20 protein-coding genes are annotated in these 22,734 nt (G+C 59.9%); 2 read left to right on the top strand and 18 right to left on the bottom strand.

Annotated features, from left to right (window positions below):
- Positions 1–78: 78 nt before the first annotated feature.
- The 3 genes from J2Z75_RS00930 to J2Z75_RS00920 all read right to left on the bottom strand — a co-directional run bounded on the left by J2Z75_RS00930 (position 79) and on the right by J2Z75_RS00920 (position 3,530).
- Positions 79–942, bottom strand: a complete 864-nt coding sequence (locus J2Z75_RS00930; protein WP_209846369.1) for a PopZ family protein — start codon at positions 940–942, stop codon at positions 79–81.
- Positions 943–1,167: 225 nt separating this feature from the next.
- Positions 1,168–2,556 (bottom strand): TolC family outer membrane protein, encoded by a 1,389-nt coding sequence (locus J2Z75_RS00925; RefSeq protein WP_209846367.1) that lies wholly within the window; start codon positions 2,554–2,556, stop codon positions 1,168–1,170.
- A gap of 308 nt (positions 2,557–2,864) precedes the next feature.
- Positions 2,865–3,530, bottom strand: coding sequence for a protein-L-isoaspartate O-methyltransferase family protein (locus J2Z75_RS00920; RefSeq protein WP_209846365.1), 666 nt, complete (start codon positions 3,528–3,530; stop codon positions 2,865–2,867).
- A gap of 277 nt (positions 3,531–3,807) precedes the next feature.
- Here J2Z75_RS00920 and J2Z75_RS00915 point away from each other — a divergent pair, with 277 nt between their 5' ends.
- The gene (locus J2Z75_RS00915) at positions 3,808–4,389 is read left to right on the top strand and encodes an acyloxyacyl hydrolase (protein ID WP_209846363.1); all 582 of its coding nucleotides are present in this window, start codon (positions 3,808–3,810) and stop codon (positions 4,387–4,389) included.
- Positions 4,390–4,403: 14 nt separating this feature from the next.
- Here J2Z75_RS00915 and exbD read toward each other — a convergent pair whose 3' ends face one another.
- The 3 genes from exbD to J2Z75_RS00900 form a co-directional block, all read right to left on the bottom strand.
- Complete coding sequence (gene exbD, locus J2Z75_RS00910) at positions 4,404–4,829, bottom strand: TonB system transport protein ExbD (RefSeq protein WP_209846359.1); 426 nt, start codon at positions 4,827–4,829, stop codon at positions 4,404–4,406.
- Between the two features lie 4 nt (positions 4,830–4,833).
- Positions 4,834–5,847, bottom strand: a complete 1,014-nt coding sequence (gene exbB, locus J2Z75_RS00905; protein WP_209846356.1) for a tonB-system energizer ExbB — start codon at positions 5,845–5,847, stop codon at positions 4,834–4,836.
- Positions 5,848–6,075: 228 nt separating this feature from the next.
- The gene (locus J2Z75_RS00900; protein ID WP_407692735.1) at positions 6,076–8,514 is read right to left on the bottom strand and encodes a ComEC/Rec2 family competence protein; all 2,439 of its coding nucleotides are present in this window, start codon (positions 8,512–8,514) and stop codon (positions 6,076–6,078) included.
- A gap of 362 nt (positions 8,515–8,876) precedes the next feature.
- On the opposite strand from J2Z75_RS00900, the gene gltA reads away from it, so the two are divergent.
- Positions 8,877–10,166 (top strand): citrate synthase, encoded by a 1,290-nt coding sequence (gene gltA / locus J2Z75_RS00895; RefSeq protein WP_209846351.1) that lies wholly within the window; start codon positions 8,877–8,879, stop codon positions 10,164–10,166.
- A 34-nt stretch (positions 10,167–10,200) separates the two neighbouring features.
- Here the strand turns inward: gltA and lpxB are convergent, their stop codons facing one another.
- The 12 genes from lpxB to tsf form a co-directional block, all read right to left on the bottom strand.
- Positions 10,201–11,385, bottom strand: a complete 1,185-nt coding sequence (lpxB, locus tag J2Z75_RS00890; protein ID WP_209846348.1) for a lipid-A-disaccharide synthase — start codon at positions 11,383–11,385, stop codon at positions 10,201–10,203.
- A complete protein-coding gene (locus J2Z75_RS00885) occupies positions 11,382–12,263 on the bottom strand; it encodes an LpxI family protein (RefSeq protein ID WP_209846345.1) in 882 nt (293 codons plus the stop codon). Before J2Z75_RS00885 ends, lpxB begins: the two co-directional genes overlap by 4 nt.
- A gap of 5 nt (positions 12,264–12,268) precedes the next feature.
- Positions 12,269–13,081 (bottom strand): acyl-ACP--UDP-N-acetylglucosamine O-acyltransferase, encoded by an 813-nt coding sequence (gene lpxA / locus J2Z75_RS00880; RefSeq protein ID WP_407692723.1) that lies wholly within the window; start codon positions 13,079–13,081, stop codon positions 12,269–12,271.
- A 2-nt stretch (positions 13,082–13,083) separates the two neighbouring features.
- The gene (fabZ, locus tag J2Z75_RS00875; RefSeq protein WP_037166637.1) at positions 13,084–13,551 is read right to left on the bottom strand and encodes a 3-hydroxyacyl-ACP dehydratase FabZ; all 468 of its coding nucleotides are present in this window, start codon (positions 13,549–13,551) and stop codon (positions 13,084–13,086) included.
- The gene (gene lpxD, locus J2Z75_RS00870; protein WP_209846342.1) at positions 13,544–14,611 is read right to left on the bottom strand and encodes a UDP-3-O-(3-hydroxymyristoyl)glucosamine N-acyltransferase; all 1,068 of its coding nucleotides are present in this window, start codon (positions 14,609–14,611) and stop codon (positions 13,544–13,546) included. Before lpxD ends, fabZ begins: the two co-directional genes overlap by 8 nt.
- 48 nt (positions 14,612–14,659) lie before the next feature.
- The gene (bamA, locus tag J2Z75_RS00865; protein WP_209846339.1) at positions 14,660–16,993 is read right to left on the bottom strand and encodes an outer membrane protein assembly factor BamA; all 2,334 of its coding nucleotides are present in this window, start codon (positions 16,991–16,993) and stop codon (positions 14,660–14,662) included.
- 249 nt (positions 16,994–17,242) lie between these two features.
- Complete coding sequence (rseP, locus tag J2Z75_RS00860; protein ID WP_209846336.1) at positions 17,243–18,376, bottom strand: RIP metalloprotease RseP; 1,134 nt, start codon at positions 18,374–18,376, stop codon at positions 17,243–17,245.
- 29 nt (positions 18,377–18,405) lie between these two features.
- Positions 18,406–19,239 carry a phosphatidate cytidylyltransferase gene (locus J2Z75_RS00855; RefSeq protein WP_209846333.1) on the bottom strand — a complete coding sequence of 278 codons (834 nt, stop codon included), beginning with the start codon at positions 19,237–19,239 and terminating at the stop codon, positions 18,406–18,408.
- The gene (locus J2Z75_RS00850) at positions 19,239–19,982 is read right to left on the bottom strand and encodes an isoprenyl transferase (protein ID WP_209846331.1); all 744 of its coding nucleotides are present in this window, start codon (positions 19,980–19,982) and stop codon (positions 19,239–19,241) included. The genes J2Z75_RS00855 and J2Z75_RS00850 overlap by 1 nt, the downstream gene beginning before the upstream one ends.
- Positions 19,983–20,019: 37 nt before the next feature.
- Positions 20,020–20,580 carry a ribosome recycling factor gene (frr, locus tag J2Z75_RS00845; protein ID WP_209846328.1) on the bottom strand — a complete coding sequence of 187 codons (561 nt, stop codon included), beginning with the start codon at positions 20,578–20,580 and terminating at the stop codon, positions 20,020–20,022.
- 50 nt (positions 20,581–20,630) lie between these two features.
- Complete coding sequence (pyrH, locus tag J2Z75_RS00840) at positions 20,631–21,353, bottom strand: UMP kinase (protein ID WP_209846325.1); 723 nt, start codon at positions 21,351–21,353, stop codon at positions 20,631–20,633.
- Between the two features lie 210 nt (positions 21,354–21,563).
- The gene (tsf, locus tag J2Z75_RS00835) at positions 21,564–22,490 is read right to left on the bottom strand and encodes a translation elongation factor Ts (protein WP_209846322.1); all 927 of its coding nucleotides are present in this window, start codon (positions 22,488–22,490) and stop codon (positions 21,564–21,566) included.
- Positions 22,491–22,734: the final 244 nt, after the last annotated feature.

Genomic DNA, 22,734 nt, shown 5'->3' with positions numbered 1-22,734 from the left:
AGGCATTGGTGTCAACAATAACACCAAAAAAGCCGCCAGTGTGGTTGCTGGCGGCTTTGTAAGCGGGAAAAGCGTGGTCTACCGCCTGGGACCGCGCGCAACGCGTTCGATTTCCTCGCGCACAAGGCGTTCGACGAGGGTTGGCAGATTGTCATCAAGCCATTCCTGCAGCATCGGGCGCAGCATGTCTTCGGCAATCTCATCGAAGGAACGGCGCGCGCTGCTGTCGACGGCCAAGGCCAGATCGCCGAACGACCGCGCAACCTGCTCACCGACGGCCGGCGAAACGATCGCGGCGACGTCCTTCTCAGCGACCACGGCCAGCGGCTGATGCTGCTCTGCCGGATGCTCGACAGCAATGGTTGCTGTCGGCTCGGCTTTCTCTTCAGCCGCCACGATCGACCGGGCGACTGAAACCGCTTCAGCTGTCGCCGGTGACTGTTCATGCCTGACGTCCGGCTGTGAAAGCAAGGCCGCAGACGAGGGCGCCATGCGGGAGGTCACCATCGGATTGTCGGACCTGGCGCGAAAGGCGGTAGATGGGGTTTCCGGTTCCCGTGGCGGCGCCGAGTGCCGCTCCGAAGCTGCACGAACACGCGCGGCGACGTCGGCAAGTGACAGCGGCGGCGTCGATGTCGTCGATACCGAGGATCTTACGCTCGCGTCCTGGGGCTGCCGCGACGGAAGCTCCACGGACGGTGCCTGATGCCGCTGCTCTGCTTCGAATTCCGGCGCAAGCACTTCGTCGTCGATCGTCAGGTGAATGTCTTCGGCGCTTCCGTCGTCATAACCGCGATCAGCGCGATAGGCATCGTCCGGAGCGGGACCGAGATCGTTGGCAGGGAAACCGGGAATACCGGGCTCGTTGCTTTCGATGATCTTTCTAATCGAGGCGAGAATCTCGTCCATCGACGGCTCACGCGCTACATTGGGCTGTGCCATTATTATCCCCGTTTCTGCGGTCGCGTTTGATCGAGACATTGCCGCGCAGTCATTGGCACGAACTGTATGCGAGTTCGGCGCCGAACAAAACGCCGCGAATCACCAAGTTGAAATCATGCACAGGTTTGTTCGCAGCGCCACCTGCCGCCGGCCAACGGAAAACGGCCGCCCCGCTCATGGCAGGAGCGCAGCTGTTGAAATAACGCACACAATCAGACTATTGGATCAGCGGCCGTCGACGGTGCGCAATCCGAACCATTTGTCCTTGACGGCCTCGTAATGTTCCTCGGCGCGGTACTCGGCAACCTGCAAGCCCTGGCTCTTGATCGTCAGGCGCCCCATCGCCGCCAGCAAGGAATAGCTGGCTACCACGGCGTTACGCTGCGACGAAACGAGGCTTTCCTCGGCGGCGAGTACACTCTGCTGCGCATCAAGCACGTCAAGCGTCGTGCGCTGGCCGACCTTTCGCTCCTCGATCACGCCCGCCAAGGCCATGTTGGCCGCGTTGACCTGCGCCTTGTTGGCGGTGATCGTCGCAAGAGCACCTTCAAACTGAGCATGGGCGGTCACGATCGTCTGCTGCACGTCGGCGCGCGCAGAATCGACCAGAATGCGCTGCTGGCCGAGGCGCTCCTTGGCCTGCCGAATCTGGCCGTATTCGGCACCGCCCTGATAGAGCGGCACCTCGAGGCGGGCGGTGATGGAGGCGTTCGCAGTATCGGAGTTGCGATCGCGGTCCGTCGTGTTGCGGCTCAGTGCCCCCTGGACCACCACACCCGGCAGCATCGTCCCTTCGGCGGACTTGACCCTGTAACCGGCGGCATCGACATTATACTGTGCTGCAATGATCGACGGGTGATCGCGCAGACCGGCAGCGACAGCTTGATCCAGACTCTTCGGCAGCGCTTTCGACGCGGGCGACGGTTGCTTGATCCCCTTCGGCGCATCTCCAACGATCTGGACGTATACCGCTTCGCTTTGCTTCAGTTGAGCCACGGCATTGACGAGGATCGCCTGTGCACCCGCCAGCTCGGCCTCCGCCTGACTGACGTCGGTGCGTGTCCCTTCCCCAACATCCAGCCGGGATTTGGCAGCGCTCAACTGTTCCTTGAGGAAGGCAAGGTTCTGTTTGCGGATCGCCACGATCCGCTGGTCGCGCGAGATGTTCGCATAGGATTGGGCGGCGGCCAACAGAATGGAAATTTCGTTGGCCTTCAGCGTTTCCCGGCTTGAAAACACATTCGCTTCAGCAGCCCTGACGTTATTCAGAGTTTGGAAACCGTCGAAAATCTGCTGCGTGATGGTGATACTGGCAGATCCGGTGGTAAAATCCTCGCTGAGGAGGGGCGTGCCTGACCTGAACAAACTCTCGGTGCCCAGACGCGTCGCTGTGCCGGTAGCAGTCGCGGAAATCTGCGGGCGGTAACCGGACTTGGCGATCGGCACGCCTTCATCCGTTGCGCGAAGCCCGGCGCGAACGGCATTGAGTTCCGGATTGTTTTGATAGGCCTTCGCCATCGCGCCGAAGATTGTTTCAGCAGAAACGGCATGCGGCAGGAGCCACAAGGCGGTGGAAAGAGCGGCCGCCACAGCCGTTTTACGGAAAATTAACACAAATTTTACTCCAGTACGGAAAAGCTGGCGCAACCAAACCTTCCCAGTTCTTCAACGCGCAGACATTCCCCATTCACCGGAAAAGATCGCTGCGTTCTGTCGCGTCGCCCCCCTATATGGAAAACACGGCAAAATCACGCCTTACCGACCGCCCACAAGCTTTTCTTTAAAGCCCGGATTTGACGCGGCAACAACCACTCGCCCTCGCCAATCATAGAAATTGACGAGAAACGAACATCATTTTGCCAAATCGCAACATTGCATTTTACGCGCCGGCAACCAGGTGTTGAGTGCCTCAATATGGGGCATCAAAATACGAATTCGCGGGCAAGCCGGAAGCCCGGCAGCGGCTTCACCGCCGTGTTGAACGCCAACCGCTCCGATGTCTTGCCGTTCTCGCGAAGGAAGACCTGGGCACGCGACGCATTCCCAAAGCCGACCACCGCGACAAGACTGCCGCCGTCGCTCAACTGGGCAAGCAGCGAGGCCGGGATGGTTTCGACGGCACCGTGAACAAAGATCACATCATACGGTGCACCCGCAGCATGCCCCTTTTCCATATCACCCGTAACGACCGAGACATTCGCATGACCGAGGCGAGCCAGGGTTGTCGATGCTTCAGCCGCAAGCTTCGCATCGCTTTCGAGCGCCACGACCGATCCAGCAAGTTCCGAAAGAATGGCGGAGGCGTAACCTGTGCCGCAACCGATCTCGAGAACCTTGTCGCCCTTTGAGATTTCGGCAAGTTGAAGGAGCTTTGCCAGGGGCGACGGTTCCATCAGGTAACGCTTCCCGGCGGCAGGGTCTGACGGCAGTTCGATGTCGGTGTCGATATAGGCCAGCGGCTTCATCCCGGCGGGCACAAACTCTTCTCGCGGGACCGACAGGAACGCCGAGAGAACGGCGTGCGACGTCACATCCGTGGTGCGGATCTGGTTGTCGACCATCTTGATGCGTGCTGCTTCGAAATTCATCTTGCCTGCCCTCGTAGTCCGGATCGTGTTCCGGCGTTTGCGCGCTTTTGGCTTGCGCAGATAAAACAACCGGTGGCGCTTCAGCCGACCGGGCATGGCCAAGCTCATAAATCCGCGCACCCGCCGTTTCAAGCTATGGAATGCAGTTCTTGCAAAAAAGCAAGCTTCGCAAAAGCCGGGAGATATATTCTGACTTTCCGGCGAGAGAAAATATGGGCCTAATATCCATTACGCATCACAACCGAATCGCCGGGTCGAGAGGTGTAGAAAAGTGCCAGTGCGTTTTAAACAGCCACGTCAGTCCGCCACCCGGGTTGGGCTTCTTTCGATCGCCCTGTTCTTTTCTATCTCGTGGCATCAGAGCGCAGTGGCCGCGGAAACGATTTTCGATGAACTCCGTTTCGGAACAAGTGCGTCCATCAGTGCCGGCGACACACACGAATCAGGCATCTTTCCGTCCGCCACGATCTTTTTCGATCCGCTGTCGAGCGGCAAGGCAGCAACATGGCAGCAGTCCATCCTTGAGCCGAGGATTTACCTTGGTGCCTCGGTCGGCACAGGCGACGGGGTCGACCAGATCTATGGCGGCATCAGCTGGACTGCCGATATCACCGACCGCTTCTTCGTGGAACTGGGCCTTGGTGGTACCGTTCACAATGGCAATCTGGACCGCCACGAAGCAAGCGGGCCGGACCTCGGCTGCCGCCTGCTGTTTCGCGAACAGATCGCGGTGGGTTATCGCGTGACGGACAATTGGCAGATTCTGGCAACCGCGGACCATTCGTCGCACGCCAGTCTCTGCGACGGGCCGAACGATGGCCTGAGCCATGCGGGTCTGGCCGTCGGCTACAAGTTCTAACGAAGCCGCCTGCCTCAGCCGGCAGGCGCAGCTTCCAGGCCGACAAGCCCGATTTTCGTATAGCCTGCCCTCTGGATGAGGTTCATGACCGTCATCAGCTCACCGTAGTCGACGGCCTTGTCGGCGCGCAGAAGGATGCGTGTCTGTGTATTGCCCTCGGTCATGCGGTTGAGTTCCGCAACGAAGGTGTCGCGCCCTGTTTCTTCGTTGCCCAGCGCCAGGGAAAGATCGGCTTTCAGGGTCACGAAAACCGGCTTGTCATCGCGTTTGACCGGAGTTGCCGCCGATTGCGGCAGGTCGACCTTCATATCGACGGTGGCAAGCGGTGCCGCCACCATGAAGATGATCAACAGAACGAGCATGACGTCGATGAACGGTGTGACATTGATCTCGCTGTTTTCCTCGAGGTCGCCGCCGCCTTCGCTGATCTTGCTGGCCATGGTCTTATCCGATCCGCGCGATGCCGGCTTCCGAATGCGCATGGCTCTCGGCCTTGCGCGGCGCGAGACGACGCGCCTGGCGGAAGTCGAGATCACGGCTGACGAGCCGCTCGACCGCAGCCGAGGCATCGGCAAGGATCAGGCGATAGCCGCTGATCGAGCGGGCGAAGTAGTTGTAGATGACGACGGCCGGAATGGCGGCCACCAGGCCGATGGCCGTTGCCAGCAGCGCTTCGGCGATACCGGGGGCGACGATCGCAAGATTTGTCGTCTGCGCCTGGCTGATGCCGATAAACGAATTCATGATGCCCCAGACAGTGCCGAACAGTCCGACGAACGGCGAAATCGAGCCGATCGTCGCGAGAATACCGGTACCGCCGGCAATGCGCTTGCCGGCCCCGGCCTCGATGCGGGACAGTTGCGATGCCACCCGCTCCTTGACGCCTTGCGTCGAGACGAGATCGAGGATCGCTTCCGATTTCGACAATTCGTCGCTTGCGGCCGCAATCATCTGCACTGCCGGGCCTTTCCTGGCGGTCAATGTCTCGCGAACGTCCCGCAGGACCACCGCATCGGACAAGGCCCGCACCGCCCGCTTGGCACTGCTCTTGGCGGCAGCAACCTCGAAAGACTTGGCAAGCAGGATTGCCCAGGTCGCCACCGACGCCAGTGCCAGGGCACTCATGACGCCTTTGACGACGATGTCGGCGGCCATGAACATGCCAAGCGGCGAGAGGTCGTGCGGCAATACCGGATTGGGTGCTGCGGTCTCCGCGTTGCTCTCAACAGCAGCATCCGCCGGCACTGCCTGCGTCGCTTCGCCTGCGGGCGCGACTGGGGTGGCGTCATTCGCTGCCGTTGACGGCAATGCGCCGCCTTCGGGGGCGGTCTGAACGGGCTGTTTCGTTTCACTGGTGGCCGCAGCCGGGGTTTCCTGCGCGCGAAGCGCTCCGGCATTCGAGAACGCCAGCAGCACGGCCGCAAGCATCATCCATTTCGGCATTGCCCGGTTCGGCATGACCTGTCCTTACCTTGTAATCGTCCGCCGCCCCCTGGGAGGACGGAGTGGCGGGAACGCGCAAATCCTTCATTTGACAGCCGGCACCGAACGCGCCTGCGTCAATCGCGGCTTCATATGACATACTATGGCCGAAAGACAAGGATTTGTGGAGTGCTTTAATCAAGAATAAACAGGTCGACCGGAATTGGCATTGCGCGGTTCATATCTTTCCCCTTGGCACCCGCTTCATTCGCCCGGTTCGCGCGCGTCGAACTGTCCGGTCCGCCAGTCATAGATCCTGTGCCGCGCCCAGGGCCGTTGCAACTGCTCCAGCGCAAAAATCAGTTGCATCCCGGCCTTTTCCGCCTGCTTGCCGGAGGATATGCCATAAATCTCGACGGCACCCGTGCGCCGCAAACTCCGGCCGCTCAGCAACAGCGCGCGCGAGCGGCAGGTCCGGAACCGCACGTTGACCGGTGTCACGACGATGTCCGCCTCGTCGCAGGCAATGCCGACAAAGCGCGGGTCTTCAACGGTGACGACGCGCCATCCCTGCCGCGTCGTCGCGGCACACCATTGCTTTGGCACGCAGGCAAAACGGCCGGGCGCTGCCTCGGCCACAAGCCGCCGGATGGCGGAGCGGGCCGCTTCCTTGTCGATCGGCGGTTTGTTCCTACGCGTGTCGCCGGTCTCTCGCTTGTCTAAGATCGGAACTTCAGCACCCTTGATCGCCAGGTCATCCCGCTGCGACGGCTTGTAGTGATCCTTCAGGCGCAACGCCCGCTGCCATTGGGAAAAGACGAAATCCGGCGGCTTGCTGCGATTGATGGCGGCCCCATCCTGTTCGAGCATCGCGACCAGACGCCCATCTTCGGCGACGACGATATCCGGCCGTGGCGCGGCGCTGCTCCACCCCACGAGAAGGCCGGCGGCGATGACGGCGAGACCGGACGCGGCAAGCCAGGTTCGAAACAGGCAGGCGAGAACGCCACCGGCGGCTATGAGCATGAAGGCATGGTCCGGAATCCGGCCGGTCGTCACCTCGCCACCCCAGGAGGATACCATCGTGGCGATCGAGATCATCCAGTCCAGCCCCTGCCCCATGACCAGCAGCGGATAACGATCGAGGCCGAAGGGCATCAACAGCATTGCGAGCAAAGCGAACGGCATGACGAAGATGCTGATGACCGGCATGGCCAGCACATTGCCGACAAGCCCATAGGCGGCGAGCCTGTGGAAATGCCCCGCCGAATAAATCATCGTCGACATGCCGCCGATGAAGGAACTGAGCAGCAAACCGGCAAAAAACCCGCCGACAGCTTTTAGCGGCCCGGTTTTGGGGCTGGCCGGCGACACGTCACGGCCCGGCCGCTCGCGCCAATGGGCATAGCCGGCGACCAGCGCCAATGTCGCGGCAAACGACATCTGGAAACCCGGCCCCGTCACGGCGGACGGCGTGATCACGAGAATGATCAGGGCAGAGAGCGCCACATTGCGCAGGCTGATCGACGGCCTGTCGAAGAACACGGCGACAAGCATGATGGAGATCATGATCCAGGACCGCACCGCCGAAACCGCGCCACCGGAGATGAGGATATAGGAGAACACCATGATCAGCGCACCGGCGGCGGCAAGTTTCTTGATCGGAAACCGATGCGCCAGCCCCGGAACAAGACTGAGAAGTGTCCGGGCGCCGATCAGGAAGGTTCCGGCGGCCAGAACCATGTTCAGCCCGGAGATCGCCAGTACATGCGCAAGCCCGGCTTCGCGCAGCGCCTCGATCGTCGGCCGGCTGATGGCGCGCTCCTCCGCCGTCACCAGCGCCGCAGCGATCGCGCCTGCATCACCGCCGATCGTGCCGCGAATGCGCGCTCCAACCGCCTCGCGCCATCGGGCAATGGTTTCCCCCGTGCGAGCGCGCCATTCTGCGATCATGCTTTTAGCGCCGTCTTCCGGAGCCGCAACAGCTTCCGGCTTTCCGTAGAAATAGCCGACGGCACCGATACCCTTGAAATAGCTGTCGAAGGCGAAATCGTTGAGACCGGGAAGGGCAGCGCCGGAGGGCGGCGATAACCGCGCCCTGCCCTCGATCCCCGCGCCGATTTCGACCGGCCTTTCGCGGCTGCGGGAAAGAAGCGTGACGGTTGCGGGCGGGCGCTTCAATACCGGATCCACGGTCTGTGCCACTGCGACGGTGTAGCGCCAGTATCCCCGGTCCGTGGTTTCCCGCGCCGTGACCGTGCCGCGAACCATTGTCGTCACCGGCGTATCGAGCAACACCGTGTCCATGCGCGCCGTTTCCACGGCAGCAAGCACCATGCCTGCGGTAAACAATGCGGCGATAAGCGTGATGATGCGCCAGACACCGGCCGAATGCCGGAGCAAAAAAGCTGCCATGCCAAAAACGCACATCAGCAGTGCAAGTTTGAGAACGCCTGGCGTCTCAGCGAGCGAAAACCACACAAGCGAGCCCAGGCCGAGGAACACCGGCGCGAACAGAAAGGCATGACCGAAGGCTTGCTCCTCCGCCACGGCTCGCTGGAGCCCAACACGCCAGGGAACCGCTCGCAGCCCCTTGCGAATTGATGGGAGACCAGCGAAATATGGTGCCCGTGTAAGGTTTTCCGGCAGTTTTTCAGTGGCTTCAGGGACTTGCGTCAGGGTGTGAAAGGCATCGGGAAGCATGCCGCGAAATCGCGTGCGTGACGCCAATCCCGGGTCTCGCCCCTCACTCATGGATGCCATTCCGTCCGCTCTTGCCCGCCCGCAGTCTGCAACCGGAAAGAACAAAATGCAACCGACGAGATTGATGCCTAAAAAAGCGGCAAGAGTTTTTCGGCTGGCGACAAGCGACTTGCGCGTCAGCGATTATGTCATTGGACATACGGGCGGAACATGCAATTATTGCGTTGCCATATGCCTATTTTTGCATCGCACAATTTGCCTTTGGTTCAACTTGGCAGCCGTGACTAAATCGGGTAGCACATGGTTGGCGTTAATATCTGCGGCATAATTGTGTGCCAATTTGCTGCAAACGGAGGATCCCCATGACAGGAAAAAGCGCAGTCGTAACCGTCGATGATAAAACGGTGGAATTGCCGGTGCGATCGGGGTCGATCGGTCCGGATGTGGTCGATATCGGCACCCTCTACAAGCAGACCGGCCAGTTTACCTACGACCCCGGCTTCACCTCGACAGCATCGTGTGAATCCAAGATCACCTATATCGACGGGGACCAGGGCATCCTCCTGCATCGCGGCTATCCGATCGAGCAATTGGCCGAGCATGGCGACTTCCTCGAAGTCTGCTACCTACTGCTGTACGGCGAACTGCCGACCAAGGCCCAGAAGATCGACTTCGACTATCGCGTCACCCATCACACGATGGTGCATGAGCAGATGTCCCGCTTCTTCACCGGCTTCCGTCGCGACGCCCATCCGATGGCCGTCATGTGCGGCTGTGTCGGTGCCCTCTCGGCCTTTTATCACGACTCCACGGACATCACGGATCCGCATCAGCGCATGGTCGCCAGCTTGCGCATGATCGCCAAGATGCCGACGCTCGCCGCCATGGCCTACAAGTATCATATCGGCCAACCCTTCGTTTATCCGAAGAACGATCTCGACTACGCGTCGAACTTCCTGCGCATGTGTTTTGCCGTTCCTTGCGAAGAATATACGGTCAATCCCGTGCTCGCCCGCGCCATGGACCGCATCTTCATCCTGCATGCCGACCACGAGCAGAACGCATCGACATCCACGGTCCGTCTCGCCGGCTCTTCGGGTGCAAATCCGTTCGCCTGTATCGCTGCCGGCATTGCCTGCCTCTGGGGTCCCGCCCATGGCGGCGCAAACGAAGCCGCGCTCAACATGCTGGCTGAAATCGGTTCCGTCGACCGCATTCCGGAATTTGTCGCACGTGCCAAGGACAAGAACGATCCGTTCCGCCTGATGGGCTTCGGTCACCGCGTCTACAAGAACTACGACCCGCGCGCCAAGATCATGCAGAAGACGACGCATGAAGTGCTGGCAGAACTCGGCCACAAGGACGATCCGCTGCTGGAAGTGGCCATGGAACTCGAGCGCATCGCGCTGACGGACAGCTACTTCATCGAGAAGAAGCTCTATCCGAACATCGACTTCTATTCCGGCATCACGCTCAAGGCGCTCGGCTTCCCCACAACCATGTTCACGGTGCTGTTTGCGCTTGCCCGCACGGTCGGCTGGATTGCCCAGTGGAACGAGATGATCGAGGATCCGGAACAGCGTATCGGCCGGCCGCGCCAGCTTTACATCGGCGAACCGGAACGCGACTACGTCCCGGTTTCCAAGCGCTAAGCTTACGGACCCACGAATGGAAAAGCCCGGTCAATTAGAAATGGCCGGGCTTTTTTTCATTGAGGACATCCAGAACGATTTGAGCTGCGGACTGGCCCGGAGGTCTTTCCGTCGCCATGCGCTGCCAGACGGTGCGGAAACCCGCAAGCATCGCCTCGCGCTCGGGCGTAGCAGCGGTCAGACGCTCCACCCAGCGCGACAGCGCACCGGCGCGGATGGCTTCATTCAGATATTCCGGAACGATGGTATAATCCGCCACGAGATTGGGAATGGCTGCCGTCCAGATCTTGATACGCTTGTGCATCAGCCGAATGATCCAGTCGGCCTTGTAGGTCGAGACGACGGGAATACCGGCCAGCCCGAGCTCCAGAATGACGGTACCGGATGCGGCAATAGCGGCATCGGCTTCGGCGAAAGCCTGCCACTTGGCCGCCGCTCCAACCGTGATGTCCGGTTTGACAGGCCAGGCTGCCGTGATTTGCCGGACGAGCTTTTCCTGCTTTGGCACGGTGGGGAGCAGGAACCGCATCTGCGGATGACGGCTGCGCAATTCCTCCGCAGTCTCTCCGAACGCGGGCAAAAGCCGGCTGATTTCGCTGCCGCGCGACCCCGGCAGCAGAAGGCATGTGGCGGCTTCCGTATCTACCCCCGCTGCGCATTTCTCCACCTGGCGCGCGCGGACGGACAATACATTGGCGTCGCTTGCCAGCCGGTGCCCGACATAGGTGGTTGGCGGGCCACCGAGGCGCTTCATCACGTCCGGCTCGAAAGGTAGCACCGCAAGCACGTGATCGACATACGTCAGCATCTTGATTGCGCGTTCAGGCTTCCAGGCCCAGACACTCGGGCAGACGTAATTGATGATAGGCAGATCCGGCAACGCCTTGCGAACAATCCGTGCGACGCGGTGGGTGAAATCCGGGCTGTCGATGATGACAAGCATATCCGGTCCGGCCGCAACGATGGCGCTGGCCGTCTGGCGGATACGCAGGATGAGCCTCGGCAATCTTGCCAGGACCTGCGAGACACCCATGATCGAAAGCTCGGAATAGTCGAACAGGGACGTTAGCCCCTCCGCCTCCAGCCCCTCGCCGCCGACACCCACCAGAGAAAGATTGCCGTTCACCAATGGACGCAGCGACCTGACGAGATCGGCCCCAAGCAGGTCGCCGGAAACTTCACCGGCGATGACGGCGAGCTTGAGACCACGTGCGGTCATCGCAGGCCTCGCAACATGGCACGATCGACGCCGGTGACGAAAAGACCGGCCTCGTTGGCCAGCGCGATCATCTCGGCTCGCTCGAGAACCAGCGCGCGGCCAGCCTCGACCGCGATGCCGGCAAGCCCGGCTGCCTGTGCGCCCCTGATCGTTGAGGGGCCAATCGACGGCAGGTCGGCGCGCAAATCCTGTTGCGGCTTGCAGAGCTTGACGAGGACACCGCGGCGGCGGCTGGAAATGCGTCCATCGGCCTTCAGCCGTGCCACGCGTTCGAGCATCGCGTCGGTTCCCTCCGGTCCCTCCAGGGCGACGACGCGTCCGCCGACGGCGACAGCGCCCTGCCCGACATCCAGATGGCCAAGCGCGATGGCAGCGGCTTCAGCGACTTCGATATCCACCTGATCTTCCGACCCCGGCGTGAATGCGCCCAGCGTACCGATATCAGCCAGAAGCTCCGGCACGATCTCCTGAACACCGATCACCCGCGCACCATTGGTCTCGATGAGTTCGATCGCCATTTTCAAAACGGCATCGTCGCCTCCCGACAGAAGCGTGCGCAGAACGCTCGGGACCTTTGCGAGGCTTTTCAGCGTCGGCTTGATATCACGCCAGTCCGGACGGCGGCGGACGGCGCCCGACATGACCACGCGGCCGATGCCCGCTTCGCGAAAGACGCTGCTGATTGCCTTGAAGTTGCCGATGCCGAGCGTCGTATGGTCGAACGCGGACCAGTCCCGATCCGATTCGTTGGCGAGGGCGATGATGAAGGGATTTTCGCCGTGTATCCGTGCGGCTTCAGCAACATGCAGCGGCAGCAAGCCGCTGCCAGCGATGATCGCCAGCCGGTCTTTGATCTCTGGCCGGCTGTCCAAGCGCATCTGCCTCAGCCCTTGCTGCCCCGCGTCGGCGACGACAGCGCGCGATCGCTTTCGGCCGCGATGAAATCGAGGATCTCAACTGCCGGCGGGCAATCGGCGTAATCGTCACGGATCGCCGCGGCATTGGCACGGATCGATTCCGGGCCCTCGAAAATCTGTTTGTAGGCACGCCGCACGGCATGAATGACAGGCTTCTCGATACCGGAACGGCTCATACCGACGACATTCAGCCCGCCAAGCAAGCCCGGATTGCCGTTGAGCATGCCATAGGGAATGACGTCATAGGCAACCGCGGAAAGTCCACCGACGAAGGCCTGGCGTCCGATGCGCGTAAATTGGTGCACAGCCGAACCGCCGCCGAGAATAGCACGGTCGCCGACCGTCACATGCCCCGCCAGCATGACGTTGTTGGACAGGATGATGTTGTTGCCGAGGCGGCAGTCATGGGCGACATGGGCATAAGCGAGGAAGAGATTGTTGTCTCCGATGATCGTCGCGCCGCCGTGTTCGACGGTACCGGTGTTCATCGTCACGCCTTCGCGGATGGTGCAATTCTCGCCGATCACCAGCGTCGTATCGACGGCACTGTGATGCACGCTCTGCGAATCGCCGCCGATCACGGCGGATGGGAAAATCTTCGATCCTTTGCCGACCGTCGTACGTCCGAGTACGACCACATGGCTGATCAGTTCGACGTTGTCTGCGAGCGTCACCTTCGGGCCGACATGACAGAACGGTCCGACAATGACGTTATCGCCGATCACCGCCCCGTCTTCGATGACCGAGAGCGGGTGGATCTTCGCAGTGACTGCAATCATGTTCAGGCGTCTTCCTTGCTGATAATCATCGCGCCGATATCAGCTTCTGCGACAAGTTGCCCGTCAACTTTTGCATCACAGTGAAATTTCCAGATATTGCCGCGCTGCTTCTGCTTGACGACATGGAATTCGACGCGATCACCCGGAATGACCGGTTTGCGGAAACGGGCATTGTCGATGGTCATGAAATAGACGAGATTGCTGCCGTCGCCGGTCTTGCGAGCACAGATCGCGCCGGCCGTCTGGGCCATGCCTTCGATCAAAAGAACGCCCGGCATGATCGGCTGCTCAGGAAAATGCCCGGTAAAATGCGGCTCGTTGGCCGTCACGTTCTTGATGCCGATCGCCGAATTGTCCCCGTCGATCTCGATGATCCGGTCCACCAGCAGGAACGGATAGCGATGGGGAAGCAGCTTCAAGATTTCCCGGATGTCGGCCGTGCCGAGAACGGTGGTTCCTGCTTCACTCATCATTGCCTCCCGATTTCTTCTGCCTGTTGTGTGCCCGAGCCGTCATTTCCGCGACATCGCGAAGGAAGTCGCGCATGGGCCTGGCCGGTATGCCGCCGTAACGTTCGCCCGCAGGCACGTTGGCGGCAACGCCGCTCATGGCCGCGATCTGTGCCCGGTCGCCGATGGTAATATGTCCGTTGATGGCGGCTGCGCCGCCGATCATGACGCCGTCACCAATGCGCGTGCTGCCGGCAATGCCGACCTGCGCTGCTATACCACAGTGACGGCCAATACGAACGTTGTGTCCCAGTTGGACGAGATTATCGATCTTCGTACCCTCGCCAACCACAGTGTCGTCCATCGCACCGCGATCGATCGTCGTATTGGCGCCGATTTCAACACGGTCCTGCAGGATCACGCGGCCAATCTGGACGATCTTGATCATGCCGCCCTTCGGTCCCGGCGCATTGCCGAAGCCGTCCTGGCCGATCCGTGCACCGGGATGAATAATGACGCTGTCGCCGATCAGCGAACAAAGGATGCTCGCACCAACCGCAATCGTGCAGTCGCGACCGATGCGCACGCCCGGTCCGATAACCGCGCCGGCGGCGATCCGTGTCCCGGCGCCGATATGTGCGCCTGCGCCGATGACCGCAGTTGCTTCGATGTCGACATTTTCCTCGATCTGCGCCGACGGATCGACGAAGGCAGCCGGCGATATCCCGCCTGCTCCCGTCAAATTTTGCGCAGGGCGCATCGCCTGCGGATGCAGGATCGCACCGGCCACAGCAAAAGCCGTATGGGGATATGCCGTCAAAAGAACAGGAATATGGGAAGGAACCAGCGGCGCCATGGTCTTGTCGCAGACAATCGCCGCCGCCTGACAGGTTTCAAGCTCTTCGCGATTTTTGCGGGACAGCATATAGCATATGTCACCCTCCTTCGCGCGATAAACCGGCGCGACCGACCGGACGAGCCGGTCGGCGGAGGATGCGTCTTGAAGCGTCGCACCAATCTGATCCGCCAGATCGCTCAGGCGAATCCCCTCATGCGGCGGGAAGAACCAGTTGTATTCCATGGCCAACACTCCAGAACAGTTTTGGCAGGCAGTTCTGGACTGCAAGGATCAGAAGGAGGACGAGATACCGAACTTGAGGTTCTGAACCCTGTCGTAATCTTCCTTGGCGATCGGGAACGCATAGTCGACGCGCAACGGACCGAAGGGCGACGCCCAGATCAAGCCGAGACCCACGGACGCGCGGAGAGAACTGCCAGTCCCGCTCACTTGGTCGTCAGCCGTCACGTCAACGTCATTGCCGTAAAGCGTCCCAGCATCGGCGAAAATCGCACCGCGGAAACCGGCATCGCGAGAAACGAACGGCAATGGAAAAGTCGCCTCGGCAGAAGCCGTGAAGTAAGTCGTGCCGCCGATGGCGTCCCCATACTTCTGGCTACGCGGTCCAATACCATTACGCTCGAAACCACGAATTTCATTGCTACCGATCTGAAACTGGTCAAAGACCTCCATCTTGCCGCCGGTATTGAACACATGCCCCGCTCCGCCCGAAAGCGACGCGATAATATCGGCATCGTCGTTTACGGTATAGTACCACTTAGCCTTGGCCGTCAGTTTGTAGAAATCCGACGTCCCTCCAAGACCTGCATATTCCTGCGTTGCCGAAGCGAGAATACCTTCATGCGGCAACTGCGCATCGTCCAGCGAATTGTATGTCAGCGTCTGCGAGATAGACGACCGCGTCCATGTGGACCCGCTGATTGCGCGATCATACGGGCTGGAAAGATCGGCCTTGTCGCCGCTATAATCCATCTGCGAAAGATTATAGCGGAATGTCGTCGACAACCTTTCAGTAATCGGCGCCGTTACGCGCAGGCTGAAACCCTGCTCATCATAGCTATAGTTGTCGTCATCGTAATCATTTTCGTTCTTGAAGACATCGAAGCCCGCTGCCAGGCGATATCCAAGGAAGTATGGCTCAGTGAACGAAACATTGTATGTACGGCTGTTGTCACCACGACCAGCAGCAAGGCGGATGTACTGGCCGCGGCCGAGGAAGTTCTTTTCCTCGATCGAGGCTTCCAGAAGGAAGCCACCGCCACTGCCGGCCGAATAGCCCGCACCGATACCGAACGAACCGGTCGACTGATCCTGCACGTCGACGATAACCACGACGCGGTCGGAAGCGCTACCCGGCTGGGTCGAGATATTGACCGCGGAGAAGTATCCAAGGGCATCGAGACGGCGCTTGGCCGTCGTGATCATTTCCTGGTTGAATGCATCGCCTTCGCTCATGTCGAATTCGCGGCGGATAACGTAGTCACGCGTGCGGGTGTTGCCGCGGATTTCGATGCGCTCGATATAGGCGCGCTCGCCCTGATCGACGAGATAATCGACGGCGATCGTGCGGTTGCCGAAATCACGGTTACCGCGTGGCGTCACGCGGGCGAACGGATAGCCCTGAGATGCGACACGCTTGGAAATCGCAGAAATGCTTTCCTGAACGTCTTTTGCCTTGTAGATAGAGCCCTCGGAGGTTCGAACGAGCCCCTTCAGTTCCTCGGCATTCACGCCCTCGACAGTCGATTCTACATTCACAGCTCCGAAATCGTAGCGCTCGCCTTCTTCAACGGTGATCGTCACCGTGTATTCGTTGGTCGATTCATCAAGAACCGCATCCGAAGAGACAACACGGAAATCGGCATAGCCGCGATTGTAGTAGAATTGGCGCAGCAATTCTTCGTCTGCACGCAACTTGTCGGCGTTATAGACGTCCTTGCGGTTCAGGAAGGAGAATATTCCCGATTCCTTGGTCGAGATGACCGCCTCAAGGCGACCATTGCTGTAGGCATTGTTGCCGACGAACTTGATAGCCGTGATCTTCGTACGGTCACCTTCATTGATGACAAAGGCCAGATTGACACGACCTTCCGCGATCGGAACGACCTGCGTGGTCACGGTCACATCTTCACGGCCGATGCCAGCATAGGCATCCTTGATGGCCTGAATATCGGATTCAGCCGTCGCCTCGCTGTAAGGGCCGAGCGAACGCGTACGAACGACGGCCTGGAGCTTGTCGTCCTTGATTTTGCGGTTGCCGTTGAAAACGACCTGGTTGACGAGCTGATTCTCGCTCACGGTGACGACGAGCGTACCACCGGAGACATTGATGCTGACGTCGGAAAAATAGCCGGTGGAGTAGAGACGCTTTACGGAAGAATCGATATCAGCGTTGCTGAAGCTCTTGCCTGGCACGATGGTGATATTTGCGCGGACCGTCTCGGGGCTGACGCGGGTAGCGCCGCGAACTTCGACACGACTGATCGTTGCGGCTTCTGCGACAGATGCACTTGCAAGCGTTACAATGCCAGTCCCCGTTGCGACCATGCTAGCAGACAGCGCAACCGCCGACACCGCGTTCAAAAATCTTGAACCAGCTTTCATAAATCTTACCTTCTTCCCAATGCCCCGCAGCGAACTCGTACCGACTCCGGTCACGGTTGCCGTTTTAACCGCTTTTTACATACAAGCAAGGTCGCACGTTAATTTCTGTTTACTTCAATTGAAACCGTGTCCTAACGGCCACTACAGAATTGCTTTATCGTAAACAATTCCTTTCGATCAACCCATTGAATTCTCAACAAAGCCAACCGTCTCCCCAAGAGCTCGCAGCACCGATGCAAGCCCGAAAACCTAGCCCAGAAGCGAACTTATGTCGTTCCACGTGGCAAAGACCATCAGCATCAAAACCATGGCAAAACCGATACGGAATGCGATGTCCTGCGTCCCCGGCCCCACCGGTTTTCCACGAACGGCTTCCACCGCATAAAACATCAGATGCCCGCCATCAAGTACCGGGACCGGCATTAGATTGAGAAGTCCAATGGAAACTGAGAGCACCGCCGCAAGCTGCAGGACGGCGGCAACACCGATGGTCGCCATCTGACCGGACGCCTGGGCCACGCGGATGGGGCCGCCAAGCTGGTCGGCCTTCATGCGGCCCGTGACGAGATTGCCCAGATAGTTGAACGTGCCGGTAACGATATGCCAGCTTTCGACCGCCCCCTGCACCACGGCCTCGGCCGGACCAAAGGTCTCCAGGCGGAAATTGCCGGTCTCCTGGTTCGTCAGGATGCCGATAATACCGAGCTCCATCTTGTTGCCGAACTGGTCGGTGATTTCCGTGCGCTGCGGCACCATCGGCAGATCGAGCAATTCGCCCTTGCGCTTGATCTGGATGGTAATCGACGTCTCCGGACGCACGCTCACATAACGGCGCACGTCGTCGAAGGTGGACACAGCCGTGCCGTCGATGGATACCAGCAGGTCGCCCGGCAGCACGCCGGCCTTCGCGGCAGCGCTGTTTTCCTTGACTTCCGCGACGACGGGATCTGCGACCGGCTTGCCATAGATGGCGAAAAGCACGGCGAAAATTGCAATCGCAAGAATGAAATTGGCAATCGGCCCGGCAGCAACGGTGGCAGCCCGCTTCCACAGCTTGGCGCCCAGAAAGGTACGGTCACGATCCTCGGCCGAATACTGTTCGAGGCGGCTATAGTCCGGAACGCTGGCAGCATCTTCGTCGCCGAAGAATTTCACGTAGCCGCCAAGCGGGATGGCACAAAACTTCCAGCGCGTTCCCTGCTTGTCGGTATAGCCGAACAATTCCGGACCGAAGCCGACGGAAAAAGCCAGAATGCGGATACCGGACCAGCGGCCAACCAGATAGTGTCCCATCTCGTGCACGAAGACGAGCAGCGTCAGAACCAGCAGGAACGGCAAGATGTAGCCGATAATCAGGTGAAGCGTATCGGCCAGGTAAGCCATGTGGTCCCTCGATCAGGTATGCGGCACCGTTACGGTGCCAGCAGGATTGCTCCCATGGGCGCACTCTGTCCGCCAGCGGACATGACTTGCACCAAAGCAATCAAAAGCGCGGCAAAACAGGCGAAAACAAGTCCATCGACACGGTCCATGACGCCGCCATGGCCCGGAATAAGCTTGCTCGAATCCTTCACGCCAAACCGGCGCTTTATATAGGATTCAAACAGGTCACCGACCTGGCTCGACACCGACAGCGCGAGCGCCAGCAACGGAATGCGTGCGTCATCCAGCGAAAAATGGGTCATGAACACGGCAACGCCCGCGATCACGCCGGAAACCGTCCCGCCGATGGCACCGGACCATGTCTTGCCGGGAGAAATGCGTGGTGCAAGCTTCGGACCGCCGATCGTTCGGCCGGTAAAATAGGCGAGAATATCCGTTGCCCAGACCACGGCGAAAATGAAGACCATCGCGATCAGGCCGATATCGCTGTCGCCACGGATCGCCGAGAGCGAGATGCCGGTCAGGCCGGCATAGATGATGCCGCCCGGCAGCCACCAGCTGCCGCCCTGGAAAAACACCCAGAGCGCGGCGGCAACGACAAACGCCGCCAGAACCACCAGGGTCACATCGGCGCCACCAAACAGGATAAGAGCGGCGATCACCGCCTGGGCCAGCCAGCCGAAAGCATTGCCCTGAAAATCGCGCTCGGCAAGCCGCGTGATCGTCGACCATTCGTAATAGACGAGCATAGCGATGGCCACGGACAGAAGCTCGAATACAATCCCGCCGACCCAGGTTGCCCCGAGGGTGACGACGGCAAGCACTATGCCGGATACAATGCGCAGACGCAGTTCGCTCTGCATCAGGAACCAACCGCGAGCGTCGGCTGCGACAGGCCGCCAAAGCGGCGCTCCCGACCGGCATAGGTCTTCAGCGCATCGAGGAAAACCTCGCGGGTGAAGTCTGGCCAGAGCTCAGGAATAAACAGCAATTCGGAATAGGCCGCCTGCCAGAGCAGGAAATTCGACAGCCGCTCTTCACCGCTGGTGCGCAGCACGAGGTCGGGATCCGGAATGCCGGCCGTGTCGAGCTTGCTGGCAATGCGTTCCGGGGTGATCTGGTCGGCAGACAGCTTCCCTTGCGCAACCTCAACCGCCAAAGCCTGCATGGCGCGGGTCATTTCATCGCGGGAGCCGTAATTGAATGCAATAACCAGCGTGATGCCTGTGTTGTTGCGCGTTGTATCCTCAGCCTCGATAAGCAAGGGCAAGATATCACCGCGAAGATTTGTCTTGTCGCCGATCACCCGGATGCGAACATTCTGGCGGTGCAGGTCCGCCAGATCGCGCCGGATGAAGGCTTTCAGCAGTCCCATCAAATCGGAGACCTCCGCCTCCGGCCGGCTCCAGTTCTCCGAGGAGAATGCAAAAAGCGTCAGGTAGCGAATACCAACTTCACCGGCGGTGCGAACCGCCTCGCGCACGGCTTCCACACCCTTGCGATGCCCCATGGTCCGCGGAAGTCCGCGCGAATTGGCCCAACGGCCATTGCCATCCATGATGATGGCAACATGCGTGGGAACATTTCTAATCAATGGGTTTGACATCGGTAGCCCGAAAAACAGAGACTCGGAAAAAGGCAGACTATACCTGCATGATTTCCTTTTCCTTCTCGGCGAGCAAGCGGTCGATGTCGGAAATCATCTCATCGGTCATTTTCTGGACCTTTTCGGACTGGCTGCGGCTCACGTCCTGGCCGATGTCACCGTCTTTTTCGGCCTTTTTGAGACTGTCCATGCCGTCGCGCCGTACGTTGCGCACCGCGACCTTGGCCTTTTCGCTATAGTCATGCGCGACCTTCACGAGCGACTTGCGGCGCTCTTCGTTCAATTCCGGCAAGGGAATGCGCAGATTCTGCCCGTCAACGATCGGATTGAGGCCGAGGTTCGATTCGCGGATGGCGCGATCGACCGCATTGACCATCGACTTGTCCCAGATCGAAACACCGAGCATGCGCGCTTCAGGAACTGTGATATTGGCGACCTGGTTCAGCGGCACACGCGAACCATAGGCCTCGACCATGACCGGATCGAGTACGTTGGCCGATGCACGGCCGGTGCGCAGCGAGGCGACATCGCTCTTGAACGCGTTAATGGCGCCATCCATGCGGCGCTTCAGGTCACTCAGGTCAATACCTTCACTCATGGATCAAACTCCCGTTTATCGCGGCGGCATTGCGGCCACCCTTTGACTGCTCAATTGTCTGTTACGATGGTCGCCCGGCCGCCGCCGGTCAAGATTTCCGCGAACCCGCCCTTCTCGTGAATCGAGAAGACGATGATCGGAATGCTATTTTCACGCGCCAGCGCCACGGCTGCAATATCCATGACGGCCAGTCCCTTCTGCAGGACCTCGCTATGCGTCAAATGATCGAAGCGGGTAGCTGTCGGGTCCTTCTTGGGATCGGCAGTGTAGATTCCATCCACCTGCGTACCCTTGAAGATTGCTTCGGCCCCCATTTCCGCGGCACGGAGCGCAGCTGCCGAATCGGTGGTGAAGAACGGATTGCCCGTGCCGCCGGCAAAGATCACGACGCGGCCGAGAGAGAGGTGAAAGAGCGTGGCGCGCTGCGAAAAGCTTTCGCAGATTTCCGGCATGGCGATAGCGGAAAGGACGACAGTATCGATGTCGAGCTTGCGCAGCGAGGTCGCCAGCGCCAGCGCGTTGATGACGGTCGCGAGCATGCCCATGTGATCGCCGGTCACCCGGTCGCCGCCCTTGGACGCGACCGCGACACCGCGAAAGATGTTTCCGCCGCCGACGACGACACCGACTTCCACGCCCATTGCCCGCGCTTCGGCGATGTCGGAAGCAATCCGGTCAGCAACCGCAACATCGATCCCGAACCCCTGGTTTCCCATGAGCGCTTCGCCCGAAGCCTTCAACAGCACACGTTTGTAGAGAGGTTTGGCCGACATCGTCACTCCTGTCCAAGAAGGCACACATGCGAGATGGTGCGTGGAACTGATCTTTCATCCTTGCGCGGCCGATATCACCCCGGATGATCCCCGAAGGAGCCTGCGTCAATGTGATGATGATGCCGGATACACGAAGGGCACCGCGTTGTCACGCGATGCCCGGACTGTTTCCCATTCAGGATGGCGGTTTTCCCAATCAGGATGAAGAAATCAACCCTTGGCGACGGCAGCCACTTCGGCCGCGAAGTCGGTTTCTTCCTTTTCGACGCCTTCGCCGAGAAGAAGGCGGGCCATGCCGACAACTTCGATCGGCGCACCGACGGTCTTTTCAGCTTCCTTGACGGCAGCTTCGACGGTGAGGTCCGGGTTCATGACGAAAGCCTGCGACAGAAGGGCGACTTCTTCGAAGAACTTGCGCATGCGGCCGTCAACCATCTTTTCGATGATTGCTTCCGGCTTGCCGGATTCGCGGGCCTGTTCGATGAAGATGTTGCGTTCGCGCTCGGCGACAGCCGGATCGACTTCCGTCGAGCGAATGGCCAGCGGGTTGGTCGCAGCGATGTGCATGGCAACCTGGCGGCCGATGGTATTCAGCGCATCCTTGTCGCCGGTCGACTTCAGCGCAACGAGAACGCCGAGCTTGCCGAGACCGTCTGCAACGGAATTGTGAATGTAGGTCGCGACGACGCCGTCTTCGACCGACAGCAGGGCTGCACGGCGAAGAGCCATGTTCTCGCCGATGGTTGCGATCGCGTCGGTGATGCTTTCGGCAACCGACTTGCCCGTTGCCGGGTAGTTCGCAGCGCTGATCGTTTGAACCGAGCCGTCTGTGCCGACAGCAACGGCTGCAACGCCACGGACGAGGTCCTGGAAGGCATCGTTGCGGGCAACGAAGTCGGTTTCGGAATTCAGCTCGATGACAACGGCCTTGGTACCGCTGCTGGCGATCCCGATCAGGCCTTCGGCTGCGGCGCGGCCCGACTTCTTGTCGGCCTTGGCAATGCCCTTGGCGCGCAGCCAGTCGATCGCGGCTTCCATGTCGCCATTGGTTTCGCCGAGTGCCTTCTTGCAATCCATCATGCCTGCGCCTGTCTTTTCGCGCAGTTCCTTCACCATTGCTGCAGTAATAGTGCTCATCTTTTTTGCCTCTTCGTTTGTTCGGCTGGTGCGCAGCCAGAAAGCCGGCGCGATACCAGGAGGATGTGGCAGGGCATGACCCCTGAATGTGACATCGTGATGAAAGGTTTCATCCCGACGATAGGCATCGTTACGACCAGCGCTCGATGGGCCGGTCCGATGCAAAAGAACGAGGCCGTTCACTTTTTCAGTCGTAAACGGCCTCGTCCTGATCGTCTGAATGGAATGGCGGGCAGACCCGCCA

The sequence above is a fragment of the Rhizobium herbae genome, assembly GCF_017873135.1.
GTDB classification, from domain to species: domain Bacteria; phylum Pseudomonadota; class Alphaproteobacteria; order Rhizobiales; family Rhizobiaceae; genus Pararhizobium; species Pararhizobium herbae.
The sequence above is the reverse complement of the archived record's forward strand: the minus strand, read 5'-3'. Positions and strand labels throughout refer to the sequence as shown.

Excerpts from the sequence above, each read along its gene's own strand:
- J2Z75_RS00930 (WP_209846369.1), bottom strand. The coding sequence starts at position 942 with ATGGCACAGCCCAATGTAGCGCGTGAGCCGTCGATGGACGAGATTCTC.
- J2Z75_RS00920 (WP_209846365.1), bottom strand. The coding sequence starts at position 3,530 with ATGAATTTCGAAGCAGCACGCATCAAGATGGTCGACAACCAGATCCGC.
- exbD (WP_209846359.1), bottom strand. The coding sequence starts at position 4,829 with ATGGCCAGCAAGATCAGCGAAGGCGGCGGCGACCTCGAGGAAAACAGC.
- exbB (WP_209846356.1), bottom strand. The coding sequence starts at position 5,847 with ATGCCGAACCGGGCAATGCCGAAATGGATGATGCTTGCGGCCGTGCTG.
- J2Z75_RS00900 (WP_407692735.1), bottom strand. The coding sequence starts at position 8,514 with ATGCTTCCCGATGCCTTTCACACCCTGACGCAAGTCCCTGAAGCCACT.
- gltA (WP_209846351.1), top strand. The coding sequence starts at position 8,877 with ATGACAGGAAAAAGCGCAGTCGTAACCGTCGATGATAAAACGGTGGAA.
- lpxB (WP_209846348.1), bottom strand. The coding sequence starts at position 11,385 with ATGACCGCACGTGGTCTCAAGCTCGCCGTCATCGCCGGTGAAGTTTCC.
- J2Z75_RS00885 (WP_209846345.1), bottom strand. The coding sequence starts at position 12,263 with ATGCGCTTGGACAGCCGGCCAGAGATCAAAGACCGGCTGGCGATCATC.
- lpxA (WP_407692723.1), bottom strand. The coding sequence starts at position 13,081 with ATGATTGCAGTCACTGCGAAGATCCACCCGCTCTCGGTCATCGAAGAC.
- fabZ (WP_037166637.1), bottom strand. The coding sequence starts at position 13,551 with ATGAGTGAAGCAGGAACCACCGTTCTCGGCACGGCCGACATCCGGGAA.
- lpxD (WP_209846342.1), bottom strand. The coding sequence starts at position 14,611 with ATGGAATACAACTGGTTCTTCCCGCCGCATGAGGGGATTCGCCTGAGC.
- bamA (WP_209846339.1), bottom strand. The coding sequence starts at position 16,993 with ATGAAAGCTGGTTCAAGATTTTTGAACGCGGTGTCGGCGGTTGCGCTG.
- rseP (WP_209846336.1), bottom strand. The coding sequence starts at position 18,376 with ATGGCTTACCTGGCCGATACGCTTCACCTGATTATCGGCTACATCTTG.
- J2Z75_RS00855 (WP_209846333.1), bottom strand. The coding sequence starts at position 19,239 with ATGCAGAGCGAACTGCGTCTGCGCATTGTATCCGGCATAGTGCTTGCC.
- J2Z75_RS00850 (WP_209846331.1), bottom strand. The coding sequence starts at position 19,982 with ATGTCAAACCCATTGATTAGAAATGTTCCCACGCATGTTGCCATCATC.
- frr (WP_209846328.1), bottom strand. The coding sequence starts at position 20,580 with ATGAGTGAAGGTATTGACCTGAGTGACCTGAAGCGCCGCATGGATGGC.
- pyrH (WP_209846325.1), bottom strand. The coding sequence starts at position 21,353 with ATGTCGGCCAAACCTCTCTACAAACGTGTGCTGTTGAAGGCTTCGGGC.
- tsf (WP_209846322.1), bottom strand. The coding sequence starts at position 22,490 with ATGAGCACTATTACTGCAGCAATGGTGAAGGAACTGCGCGAAAAGACA.